Raw genomic sequence first — 12,914 nt, forward strand, 5'->3', positions numbered from 1 at the left:
TCGTCGACTTCCTTGCCCAGGAAAATGATGCGATCGCTGAGCAGGCGATTGTAGATCTGGTCACCGAACGCGACGCCGCCGTTGGGGCTGTAGGCGGACGGTGCCGTCGACGGTGCCGGGTGGTGGAACTTCACGTCACTCATGGTATTCCCCTGTTCTTGACTGAGCCCCGGACGCCCCTGGGGAACGGCACCCCGGTGGAACTGCGTCGGGCAAGCGATGGTCGAACTCGGCCTCCCCCAGCTTCATTTGAAGCTAACACGCTCACACGCCATGAAGTGCGGCTTCGTCTGCCGTTCGCTGAGAGCGGAGGCAGGGCCTCAACCCCCCTTACGCATAAGGGGGGTTGGGGATAGGCCGCGGCCTGCCTGCCCGTAGCATGCAGTCTCGGACGAATAGCGATGCGTTTCAGTCAGATGTCACCGCGCTTGGCTTGCCCTGAGCGTTCGCCACCAGACGTGGACCCCGGGGCGGCGAGGACCGCGCATGCCGTCGGTGCCGGCGTCGCCGGGGAAAGTTTTCGGTCTCGTAGCCGAACGGGTTCCGGTCGTCTTCGCGGCTCCAGCGACCCCAAGTGGCCGGGTACAGAAGCGGAGCACCGCACGATTCACGCCACCCACCGGGAGGTTGGTGACTTGAGAGACCTTGTGTGATCCCCGAGTTTGTTGTTGCCTGTAGACACCAACGATGCAGGAGATCGTGGAGAGGCGACGCCGCTCCACCCGACGCCCACATCTCGCCGATACCCACCACGTCACCGCCGCGCTGCGTGCCTCCCAGGACGACGGCCGCCCGCGCGCCCGCTGGAAGCTGAACAAGGCGTACTCCGTCTCCACGACGGAGCAGGGAGAGGGGCCGGCTGCGGATGGCGATCCGCAGCGCCTCCTTCCGTTGACTGTCCCAAGCGGCCACCGGCCGGCAGAGCCGGACGGGGCTGGACTTCACCACGACTCGGCCGAGGGCACGCACCTGAGGCCCGCCATACCGTGAAGGGGATCACCATGACCGAACCGTCGGCGACCGCCCTGGACGAGCTGTGGAAGCTGGTGTACACCAGCTTCCGGTTCCCGTACCTGCACGCTGCACTGCGCCTGAGACTGTTCACCCTGCTCAAGGAGCGGCCGGGCAGCACCCTCGACGAGATCACCGACGCGTTGGGTCTCGAAGAACGCGCGGGACACGTGCTGCTGCTGGGGTGCTGCGCGTTCGAGCTCGTGCGCAAGGACGGCGACGGGTACCACAACACCGCCGCGACCGACCTCCTGGCGGGCGATCAGGACGACTTCATGCCCGTCATCGTCCGTTACACCCACGAGATGCTGTACCGGCCGATCGGCTGGCTCTACGAATCGCTGGTGAACAACGAGAACCTGGGGCTGCACCGCGAGCTGCTCGCCGGATCGTCGGCGACCACGCTCTACGAGCTCCTCGCCGAGGACAAGAACCTTGAGCAGGTGTTCACCGCCATGATGGAGCACCAGAGCCGCTCGGTGGTCGAGGACCTCGTCAACGCCGTGGACTTCTCGCCGTACCACAAGGTCCTCGACGTCGGCGGGGGGACCGGGACCAACGCCATCGGCTTCGCCCAGCGATGGCCCCACCTCCAGGCGACCATCCTCGAACTGCCGAACGTGGCGAAGATGGCGGAGGACCGGATCGCCGAGGCCGGCCTGTCCGAGCGGGTCCGTGCGGTCGGAACCGACATCTGGCAGGACGAGTTCCCCACGTCCCACGACTGCGTCGTGTTCTCCCGGTTCCTCGAAATCTGGTCGCCGGACCAGGTCCGCACCCTCTTCGCGAAGAGCTACCGGGCGCTGGAGCCGGGTGGGCACCTGGTGATCGTCGCCTGTGCTCAGAACGACGACGAGACCGGTCCCGCCCACGCCGCGTTCATGTCGGCGTACGTCCAGACGGTCGCATCGCCCGAGGGCCGCATCTACACGCCACGGGATTTCGAGCAGTGGTGCACCGAAGCGGGTTTCGAGCCGATGGACCGCCAGTATCCCGGGCGGTTCGACGTCATCCTGCGCGCCCGCAAGCCCGCGGCCGGCTGAGTCGCCGCGGTCCAGCCAGGCGCACCGCCACCTCGGCCTCGGCTGTCCGCCGCAGCGGACGCGGCCGGCGGGCTCGCCCTCGCTGTGCCGCCGCCCGAGGGCCCTGGCTCGTTTCCCGAAAGGCATCGCCGCGACCCGGAGCGGCGGCGGTCGCTCGCGAAGCTCTGGCGTAAAAGTATTGTTCACGCAACGGGGGCTTGAATGAATTCACCTGACAGGCTGGCCATTGTTACCGGCGGAACCAAGGGCATCGGGCTCGCATTCAGCCACAGGCTCACCCGGATGGGATATCGGGTGGTCGCGACGTTTCGCAGTGACGAGGAGTCCGCGAACCAGGCCCTGCACGAGGTCGAAAAGGGCCTTTCAGTCGTCCGGTCGGACGTGTCCGACCCCGACGACGTGGCACGCCTGGCCGAACTCGTACGCGCCGAGCACGGAATTCCGGAGGTGCTGGTCAACAATGCCGGTCTGAACATCGACCGGCCGGTGCTCGACATCTCCGACTCGGACTGGCGCCGGGTGCTGGACACCAATCTCTCGGGGCCCTTCTACATGACCCGGGCGTTCGCTCCGCACATGGTGGAGGCCGGCGGCGGCTCCATTGTCAACATCGGGGCGACCACGGGGATCCGCCCCCGGCTGAACGGTGCCAACTACTGTGCGAGCAAAGCGGGCCTCCTCCACCTGACCAAGTGTCTGGCCATGGAACTCGCGCCGAGCATCCGGGTCAACTGCCTCATCCCGGGGATGATCGACACAGAGGAAATGCGGACCCGTTACCGCGTGGCCGAGCCGGAATACATGAACGCGCTGCTGGATGAGATTCCGCAGCGCAGGATCGGCACCACCGACGAGATGGCGGACGCCCTGGAATTCCTGGTGGGCGAAGGTGCCGTCTACATCACGGGCCAGAAACTGATCGTAGACGGCGGCCAGTTCATGTGGTGAAGGATTCGGCGATCTCCTGACGGTCGCGAATCATCGCCCTCTGACATCATCTGCCCTTGAGGAGAGAAAAGTCCATGAAATCACGCCTTGAGCGCTACCGGGAATTCCTGGAGCAGGAGTACCGCTCCGGTTTCACGAAGTCGGACGAGTACGACATCTCCGGGATGTCGGATGATCTTGTGAAGCAGCTGCGGGACGGCCGGTTCACACGCATCGTGTTCAGCGGAATGGGCTGCTCGGCCATCGTGTCGGACGTGATCAGGGTCTTCTTCAACTCGATCAGGAGCGACCTCGAAGTACATGTCTTCAACGACTACGACTTCGAGTACCTGATTCCGCGCTCGGTGATCGAGGACGACCGGACGCTCATCATCCTGAGTTCGTACAGCGGCCACTCCAACGAGCCGATACGCGCCTTCCACGCACTGCGCCCGATGCACGACCGGGTTCTGCTGCTCACCTCCGGCGGCCGACTCGGCGAACTCGGCGAGGAGAACGGGGTGTCCATCGCGCGCTGGACCCTGAGCAAGCCGGACCGCGAGTACCCCCTGTTCCACGTCGGCCAGTACTTCTCGATCCTGGTCGACATGTTCCTGAAGCTCGGGCTCCTCGACGCGGACCACGGTCCCGAGGTCCGTGCCCTGGCCAGGACCCTGGAGACCGACTTCACGCCTGCCCTGCGTGCCCTGGCGGCCGATGCCGCCGCCCGCAGCGAGAACGCCAACATCATCATGCTCGGGTCGCCCAAGTGGCACGAGAGTCTGCTGAAGCTCGCCAAGATGCACTTCAACGAGATCGCCATGGTGCCGGCGACGCGGAACTACTTCCACGAGTTCTGCCACAGCGAGGTGGCCACGCTCACCGATCCCGAGCGCAGGCACAGCATCCTCATCTTCTCCGACCCGGACGAGGACGCGTACACCCGGGACAAGCGCAAGAACCTGGTGTCGCTGCTGACCGCGCCGATCCCGCAGAACGCGAACGTCACCGTGACCGAGATCGAGCTCGACCAGCCGACCTTCATACGCCAGTACTTCACCGCCCTGGAGTTCGTGCAGTACCTGACCCTCGACCTCGGAAGGGCGCGGGAGACGAAGTCACGCAATCTCATCTCCGAGGCGGCCGGAAACCCCTGGTACCACGGCAGCACCATCGCCGCAGAGAACGCACTCTGAGGCAGGAGCACAGCTCAGACATCGAAGGCAACAGCCGAGGACAATGGAGCGATCGTGAATCTACGGGGGCGCACCTCTCTCACGGCCTACCAGCAGGACATCTGGGCGGCGAACTCCCTCTTCCCGGATCTCCCGCAGTTCAACTGCTTCATCACCGACCGGTTCACCGGTGAGGTTGACGTCGACCTGCTCAAGGAGTGCCTGCGCCGTGCGGCCGACCGCAACGACGCCATCCGGCTCCGGATCGACCCGGAGGACGGAACGCCGCGGCAGTGGGCCGAGCACGAGGCGTTCGACATCCCGACGATCGACCTTTCCGCCGCTGCCGATCCACGTGCCGCCTGTGAGGCATGGATCAAGGAAGCGTTCGACGTTCCCTTCGAGGTGGAGCGCCGCCGGTTATTCATGATCGCGGTCCTCAAAGAGCGCGAGGACGTCGTCCACACCTACGTCAAGGTGCACCACATCGTCGCCGACGCCTGGGGCCTGAACCTGTTCATGTCCCAGGTCCGCGCCGAGTACGACCAGGTGCGGCGGACCGGGCGGTTCGACGACCGGCCCGCCCCGTCGTACCTGGACTTCGTCGAGGAAGAGCGCCGCTACCAGGGTTCGGACGACCACCAGCGGGACCGTGCCTTCTTCCAGGAACAGCTGAAGGGCGTCACCCCGGCCTTCTTCCGCCGCGCCGCACCGGCCGGCAACCGGCGGAGCGCCCGCCACAGCTTCCTGATCGAGCGCGCTCTCATCGAGCGCATCCGCGAACGCGGCCATTCCGTCTTCGCGTTCGTCGCCGCCGCCTTCTCCGTCTACCTCTCCCGGATCCACGGCACCGACGAGGTCGTTCTGGGCGTCCCGCTGCTGAACCGGCCCACCGCCGGGCAGAAGCAGACCGTCGGCCATTTCGCCAACACCCTGCCCCTGCGGGTGGCCCCCGGCGGAAACCGCACGATGAGCGAACTGGTCGCCGAGGTGCAGGCCGCGACCCGGGCACTCAAACCCCACGAGCGGTTCTCCCTGGGCGACCTGCTGCGCTCGGTGCCACTCCAGGACAGCGGCCCCAAGCGGCTGTTCGACACCACCATCGCCTACCTGCGCTGGCCCAGCCCGCTCGACGTACAGGGCGTGGCGTACGAGACCGTCGTACAGGCCCGCGCCCACGACGACGACGTACTGGCGGTCGTCGTCAACGAACTGGACGACGTCAGCGACGTCCTGGTCGACATGGACTACGCCCTCGACGTCTTCGACGCGGACTTCCCCATCGAGTCGGTGGCCACCCACATCGAGGCGATCCTCAAGGGCACCCTCGCCCAGGCGGACCGCCCGCTGTCGGCGATCCCCATGATCAGCGACGCCGAGCGCGCCGCGCTGATCGCGGCGGGCAGCGGCCCGGTGACCGACTACTCCCAGCACACCACGGTCCACGCGCTGTTCGAGCAGCAGGCGGCCAGGACACCGGACCGCTGGGCCGTCGTCGCGGACGATCCCGCCGAGTCGTTGACCTTCGCGCAGCTGGACGCGTGGGCGAACCACGTCGCGCACCAGTTGCGCGGCGACGGCGTGGCCACCGGCGACCGGGTGGCCGTGGTGGCCGAGCGCAGCCCGCAACTGGTCGCGGCCGTCCTGGGGGTGCTCAAGGCAGGCGCCGCCTACGTACCGGTCGACCCCGGCCATCCCGCGGAACGGGTCCGGTTCCTGCTGGCCGACAGCGGGGCGAAGACCGTACTGCTGGGCAGTACCGTGTCCGGATCCCTGGTGGGTGACGCGGTACCCGTGCGGCACCTCGACGCCACCCGGCGCGCCGCGCCCGCCCCGCCCCGGCCCGCCGGCGGTCCGCGTGACCTCGCCTACGTCATCTACACCTCCGGGTCCACCGGGCGGCCCAAGGGCGTGCAGGTCGAGCACCGTTCCGTGGTGAACCGGCTGGAGTGGATGCAGCGCGGCTACCCGGTCGGCGACGGGGACGTCCTGCTCCAGAAGACACCGGTGACCTTCGACGTGTCGGTGTGGGAGCTGTTCTGGTGGGCGATCACCGGCGCCGGACTCGCACTGCTCCCGCCCGGGGGCGAGCGGGACCCCGCGGTCATCCTCGGGACGGTCAGGGCGCACCGGGTGAGCGTGGCCCACTTCGTGCCCTCGATGCTCGGCCCCTTCCTCGACCTGCTCGAAGAGACCCCGGCACTGGTGGACGACATCGCGTCCCTGCGCCTGGTGTTCTGCAGCGGCGAGGCGCTGACGCCCGCTCAGGTGAACCGGTTCAACCGGGCCTTCGCCGCGGCCGGCGCCCCGGCACCACGGCTGGTCAACCTCTACGGCCCGACCGAGGCCACGGTCGACGTCACCTACTACGACTGTCCGGGCGACCCGGCCCAAGAGGTACGGCGGGTACCGATCGGGCGGCCGATCGACAACACACGGCTCTACGTGGTCGGGGCACACGGCGACCTGCAGCCCACCGGGGTGCCGGGTGAGCTGTGCATCGCGGGCGTGGGCGTGGCACGCGGCTACCTGGACCGCCCCGAACTGGACTCGGCGGTGTTCGTGCCCGACCCGTTCACACCCGGCGGGCGGATGTACCGCAGCGGTGACCGGGCGCGCTGGCTCGCGGACGGCACCCTCGAATACCTGGGCCGGCTGGACGACCAGGTCAAGATCCGTGGAAACCGGGTGGAGCTCGGCGAGGTGCGCGACCGTCTGGCGGCCTTCCCGGGCATCCGGGACGCGATCGTCGTGGACCGGAACTCACCGGCCCGTGGCGTCCATCTCGTGGGCTACTACGTCGCGGACGAGGAAGTGCGGCTCCCGGACCTCCGGGCCCGGCTCCTGGAGTCGTTGCCGGAGTTCATGATCCCGGCCTTCTTCGTACGGATCGACCGGATCCCGCTCACCGCGAACGGCAAGGCCGACCGACGCCGGCTGCCCGCCCCCGCCGTGACGGCGGACGCCACGACCGCGGCGCCGGCCAACGAGATCGAGGCGAAGATCGCCGCGGCCTGGTCGGCCGTCCTCGAAACCGACGTGATCGGCGTCGACCAGGACTACTACTCCCTCGGCGGCGACTCGATCATGATGCTCCGCATCCAGGCCGAGGCACGGCGCGCGGGCGTACACTTCACCCTCGCCGACATGGTCCGGAACCCCACCGTGGCAGCGCTCGCCGCGACCGCGACCACCTCGTCGCCGGACGGGCAGGACACCCCGCTGGAGCCCTTCGCCCTGGTGTCCGCAGTCGACCGCGCGCGACTGACCGGCCTCGCGGACGCCTATCCGGCGACACGGCTGCACCTCGGTCTGCTCTACCACAGCCGGGAACACGAGAAGACGGCCGTGTACCACGACGTCTTCCGCTACTCCCTCAAGACCTTCTGGAACGAGGAGGCGCTGCGCCGCGCCTTCGACAGCCTGGTCCGGCGCCACCCGGTCCTGCGCTCCGCATTCGACCTGGGCGGATACTCCGAACCCCTGCAACTCGTCCACTCGGAGGCCGACGGCGGACTGCAGATCGCGGACCTGCGCCACCTCGGCGACCAGGAGGCACAGGCCGAGATCGCCCGGCACGTCGAGGAGCGGCGGTACCACGAGTACCGGCTGGACCGCCCGCCGCTGTACCTGTTCCGCGCGCACGTCCTGAACGCCTCCGTGGAGCTGGTGTTCAGCTTCCACCACGCGATCCTGGACGGCTGGAGCGTGGCCACCCTCGTCCGCGAACTGCTCCAGGACTACCTCCACAACGCCGGGCGGCCGGTCCCCGCCGTCCCGTCCGGACAACTGCCGTCCCCCGCCCTCTACGTGCGCGAGGAACGGCGGGCCCTCGCCTCCGACGTCACCAGGCGCTACTGGCAACGGCTGCTCACCGGCGCAGAACTGGTCCAGATCGACGGACTCCGGCCGTACGAGCCCGCAGGCGACCAGGGACTCATCGTCCACCACGTGGAACTGCCGGACGGCCTCGGCACCAAGGTGCGCCTCCTGGCCCGCGCCCACGGCCTGCCGGTCAAGTCCCTGCTGCTCGCGGCGCACTGCCTGACCCTGCGGCTGTTCTCCGGCACACGGGACATCACCACCGGCCTGGTCACCGGCGGGCGGCCCGAGGAGGCCGGCGCCGAACGGATCACCGGGCTCTTCCTCGAAACGCTGCCGCTGCGCCTCGACACCCAGCCCCGTACCTGGCTGGACTCGGCCCGCGAGGTCTACCAGCAGGAACGCGACAGCCACCCCCACCGGCACTACCCGCTCAGCGCCATCCAGGAGGACCGCGGCGGCGACGTCATTTTCGAGACCGCTTTCAACTACGTCCACCTGCACGTCCTCACCTCCCTCTTCGAGAACACCGACATGGTGCTGACCGACTTCAGGACCTGGGAGGAGACAAACTTCAAGCTCCTGGTCAACGCGGTGGTCGACCCGGTGGACGAACGCCTCTGGCTGCGCATGGACGGTGACGGACGCACCTTCTCCCGGTCACAGGTGGAGAGCATCGGCCGCACGTACCTCGCCATCCTCCAGCAGATGACCGAACACCCCGACGCGGACGCCGACTTCGCCTTCCTGCGCGATCCACGGACCGAAGCGGCACTGCGACCCGGCCCCGCCCCCGGCACCGGCGGGGACACGCCCCTGAACGTCATCCAGCGGATCGACGAGCACGTCGCGCGCACCCCGGACGCGGTGGCCGTCTCCTGCGGATCACGGCAGTGGACGTACGCACAGCTCGACGAGGCCGCGAACCGGATAGCCCGCGGCCTGATCGGCGCCGGCGCCCGGCCCGGATCGACCGTCGGCATCGCCATGGACCGGTCGCCCGAGACGCTGGCCACCGTGCTGGGCGTCGGCAAGGCCGGCGCCACCTGCGTCCCCCTCGACATCAGCTATCCGCCGGCCAGGCTCGCGGCTATGGTCACCCAGGCCGACCCCTTGCGGATCATCACACACGACACGCACGCGCACCTCTTCGACGACTCCTCCCGGCTGCTGAGCGTGGACGACCTGCTCGCCGCCGAACCGGAACCCGGCGGCGGCCCGGAACTGCCGGACATCACCGGCGAGACCGTCGCCTACCTGCTGTTCACCTCCGGGTCCAGCGGCGAACCCAAGGGCGTCGAACTCCCGCACCGGGTGCTCGCCAACTACATGCAGTGGCAGATCCCCTCCGCCAGCGGCGCGGCGGGCGGCAAGACCCTCCAGTTCGCGCCGCTGAGCTTCGACGTGGCATTCCAGGAGATCTACTCCACCCTGTGCGGCGGTGGCACCCTCCAGCTGCTCTCCGAGGAGGAGCGGCGCGACATGCCGGCGCTGCTGCGTCTCCTGGACCGCGAGGAGGTGGAGCGGGCCTTCATGCCCTGTGTCGCGCTCCAGCAGCTCGCGGAGACCTCCCAGGCACTGGGCATCCGGCCCCGCGCGCTGCGGGTCGTGATCTCCTCCGGCGAGCAGCTGCGGATCACCGACGAGATCCGGCGCTTCTGCGCCGCGCTCCCCGGCACCGTGCTGGAGAACCAGTACGGACCGACCGAGACGCACCTGCTGACCCACCACACGATGACCGGCGCCCCGGCCCGCTTCCCCGACCTGCCGCCCATCGGCACCCCGATCGACGGGATCGAGATCCACCTGCTCGACGGGCTGATGCGGCCGGTGCCGCCCGGCGCGAAGGGCGAGATCTACGTCGGCGGCGTGTGCCTGGCCCACGGCTACCGCAACCGGCCCGATCTCACCGAGCAGCGCTTCGTACCGCACCCCTCCGGCGAACCGGGCGCCCGCCTCTACCGCACCGGCGACCTGGCCAGGATCATGCCCGACGGAAACCTCGTGTGGCTCGGCCGCGCCGACTCCCAGGTCAAGGTGCGCGGCTTCCGGGTCGAACTCGCCGAGGTGGAGATCGCGATCGCCAAACTCGCCGAGGAGCAGCCCGGTATCCGCGAGGCCGCCGTGGTGGCCCGGCGCCGGGAAGGCGGCGACGCGTTCCTCGCGGCGTTCCTCGTCGGTGACCCGGCGGCCGTGGACCTGGACGAGGTACGCACCCGCCTGCGCACGGCGCTGCCGGACTACATGGTGCCCTCCCACCTGGAGTGGCTGCCGCGCCTGCCCCTGACGCCCAGCGGCAAGCGGGACGACGCGTTGCTGCGCCGTATGCCGCTCGCCGCACCGACGGCGGACGCCACCCCGCCCCGTGACGAGCACGAGAAGGCCCTGGCGGGCATCCTGGCGGAACTGCTGGAACTGCCCGCGGTGGGCGTGCGGGACAACTTCTTCGACATCGGCGGTACCTCGCTGACCGCGATGCGACTGGTGATGACGATCGAGAAACGGTACGGCGTCAGCATCCCGCTCTCCGCGTTCGTCGCGGCGCCGACCGTGTCAGGACTCGCGGAACGGCTGCGGGCCCAGGACCCCGCCGCGGAGTTCGACCCCGTCGTGCCGATCCGCACCCAGGGCAGCAAGCCACCCCTGTTCCTCGTCCACCCGCTCGGCGGCCACGTGCTGTGCTACGTACGCCTCGCCCGCCACCTCCCCGAAGACCAGCCCGTCTACGCGCTGCAGGCTGCCGGGACCGTCCCCGGCACGGAACCGCTCAGCTCCATCCCCGAGCTCGCCGACACCTATCTGAAAGCGATGCGCCGGGCATGCCCGGACGGCCCGTACGCCATCGCCGGCTGGTCGTTCGGCGGCTTCATCGCCTTCGAGATGGCGCGTCAGCTACGGCGCGCCGACCCGGGCGCCCTCCACGGCACCGTGCTGATCGATCCGGTCTTCGTCAAGCAGGGAGAGCGGCCCGACGTCGCCGACCACTCGCTGCTGGAATGGTTCTTCTGGGAGCTGCTGTGGGCCGGTCGCGGCGGCACCGCGCCGGTGACCACGCTGCCCGAGGGGCTGGAGGAAGAGGCGGCGTTCGGCTTCATCGTCGAACACGCCACACGGGCGGGCGTGCTGCCGGCGGGCAGTTCACGCACCACCGTGCGGCGCCTGTTCCGGATGTTCCGGGCCCACTGGCAGGCGATCCTCTCCTACCGGCCCGGATCCGGCGACGAGGACCTGGTCCTGCTCCGCGCCACCGCCGAACTGCCGGAGATCCTCCGGCCGATGCACGCAGCCGCACAGAGCCTGCACCAGGACCCCACCAACGGCTGGGGAGCCCTGACCACCGGCCGGCTCCAGGTGGTGGACGTGCCCGGCGACCACCTGGTCCTCCTGGAGGAACCGCACGTGAACGCCGTCGCGCAGAGAATCGCAGAAGCGCTGGCCGACCGCCCCGGCGGGCAGCCGGGCGAGAGGAGCGGGAAATGACCCAGCACTCCACACCCAAGGCCCTCATCATCGGGGCCGGGATCGGCGGGCTGACCGCCGCGGCCACCCTGCGCCGGATCGGTGCCGAGGTCCAGATCTTCGAACGGGCCCCCGAACTGCGACCGGGCACCACGGCGGTCTCCCTGATGTCCAACGCGATCCTGGCCCTGCGCACCCTGGGCATCGACATCGCCCCGGGCCTGGACAAGCGCGGTGAGATCTTCGACGAGCTGAAGTTCCTCACCAGGCGCGGCCGGCTGATCAGGGCCCTCCCGTTCCGTGAACTCGCGGACCGGCTGGGCGCGTCGAACTACGCCGTCCACAGGGCCGATCTCCAGCAGACACTGCTGGACGCACTCGGAGACGACCAGGCCATCGAACTGAACGCCGCAGCGACAGGATTCGTCACCGGGGACGACGGCGTCGAGGTGACCTTCCAGGACGGCCGGAAGGCCACGGGCGACATCCTGATCGGCGCGGACGGCTTCAACTCCGCGATCCGCCGGCAGATCGCGGTCGCCGACGAGCCGCGGCCCGGCGGCTATGTGTGCTGGCTGGCGACGGTGCCCTTCAGCCATCCACGGATGACCAAGGGCTACGCCGCGCACTACTGGGGGCGCGGCCAGCGCTTCGGCCTCGCCGACATCGGCCACGGCCGGGCGTACTGGTGGGGGACGAAGAACATCCCCGCCGGTGCCTCCGTCAGCCGGCGGTTCGGCAAGGAGCAGATCATCCGCCTCTTCGCCGGCTGGGCCGACGAGGTGCAGGAGGCGATCCGGGTCACCCCCGAGGAGACGATCGTCCGCATCACCGCCCAGGACCGCCCGTTCCTGCAGCGGTGGGGCACCGGACGCACGACCCTGCTCGGGGACGCGGCGCACCCGATGCTGGTGAGCCTCGGCCAGGGCGCGGCGCTCGCCATCGAGGACGCCGTCGTCCTCGCCGAACACCTCAAGGAGGCGACGGACCTGCCCTCGGCCCTGCGCGGCTACGAGGACCAGCGCCGGCCGCGCACCGGAGCCCTGGTCGCCGCGGCCCGGGCACTCAGCGAGACCGAGCAGCTGGAGGGCCCGTTCTCCTCCCGGATGCGCGACCTCTACTTCCGGTTCGCGCCCCTGTCCAAGTTCACCAGCCAGAACGAAGCGGTCCTCACCTGGCCCCCGCTGGGATGACAACGCCCCGCGCCCGTCGGCGATCGGCCGGCGGCGAGCACACACGTGCAGCTGGAGCGGGTGCGCACGGGTGAGGTCTCCCGGGAGCCGGTGACCGAGCCGGCGCCGGCCTGGGACTCCCCGGCCAGGCAGAGTCCGTTCCGCACCAGAGACGGAGGGGCTCGGCCAGGGCAGCCGGTGACGGGTGCAGGACCGGCCCAGCCCGTCCCGTACCGTCCGCGCACTCGGTAAAACGACACAGCCCCACAAGGACCAGTGATCAGCATGGACCACCGTCTCAGCCC

At 69.3% G+C, this 12,914-nt stretch carries 5 protein-coding genes; all 5 read left to right on the forward strand.

Annotation, left to right across the window (positions count from 1 at the left end):
• The first annotated feature begins 1,001 nt into the window (after nt 1-1,001).
• The 5 genes from ABT171_RS41230 (at nt 1,002) to ABT171_RS41250 (ending at nt 12,630) form a co-directional block, all read left to right on the forward strand.
• The gene (locus tag ABT171_RS41230; protein ID WP_351252049.1) at nt 1,002-2,054 is read left to right on the forward strand and encodes a methyltransferase; all 1,053 of its coding nucleotides are present in this window, start codon (nt 1,002-1,004) and stop codon (nt 2,052-2,054) included.
• Nucleotides 2,055-2,255: 201 nt separating this feature from the next.
• Complete coding sequence (locus ABT171_RS41235; RefSeq protein WP_351252051.1) at nt 2,256-3,002, forward strand: SDR family NAD(P)-dependent oxidoreductase; 747 nt, start codon at nt 2,256-2,258, stop codon at nt 3,000-3,002.
• A gap of 74 nt (nt 3,003-3,076) precedes the next feature.
• A complete protein-coding gene (locus tag ABT171_RS41240; RefSeq protein WP_351252053.1) occupies nt 3,077-4,177 on the forward strand; it encodes an SIS domain-containing protein in 1,101 nt (366 codons plus the stop codon).
• A 54-nt stretch (nt 4,178-4,231) separates the two neighbouring features.
• A complete protein-coding gene (locus tag ABT171_RS41245) occupies nt 4,232-11,458 on the forward strand; it encodes a non-ribosomal peptide synthetase (RefSeq protein WP_351252055.1) in 7,227 nt (2,408 codons plus the stop codon).
• Nucleotides 11,455-12,630 (forward strand): FAD-dependent monooxygenase, encoded by a 1,176-nt coding sequence (locus ABT171_RS41250; protein WP_351252057.1) that lies wholly within the window; start codon nt 11,455-11,457, stop codon nt 12,628-12,630. Before ABT171_RS41245 ends, ABT171_RS41250 begins: the two co-directional genes overlap by 4 nt.
• Nucleotides 12,631-12,914: the final 284 nt, after the last annotated feature.

The sequence above is a fragment of the Streptomyces sp. NPDC001851 genome (genome assembly GCF_040297165.1).
Taxonomy (GTDB): domain Bacteria; phylum Actinomycetota; class Actinomycetes; order Streptomycetales; family Streptomycetaceae; genus Streptomyces.

Excerpts from the sequence above, each read along its gene's own strand:
- ABT171_RS41235 (WP_351252051.1), top strand. The coding sequence starts at position 2,256 with ATGAATTCACCTGACAGGCTGGCCATTGTTACCGGCGGAACCAAGGGC.
- ABT171_RS41230 (WP_351252049.1), top strand. The coding sequence starts at position 1,002 with ATGACCGAACCGTCGGCGACCGCCCTGGACGAGCTGTGGAAGCTGGTG.
- ABT171_RS41250 (WP_351252057.1), top strand. The coding sequence starts at position 11,455 with ATGACCCAGCACTCCACACCCAAGGCCCTCATCATCGGGGCCGGGATC.
- ABT171_RS41240 (WP_351252053.1), top strand. The coding sequence starts at position 3,077 with ATGAAATCACGCCTTGAGCGCTACCGGGAATTCCTGGAGCAGGAGTAC.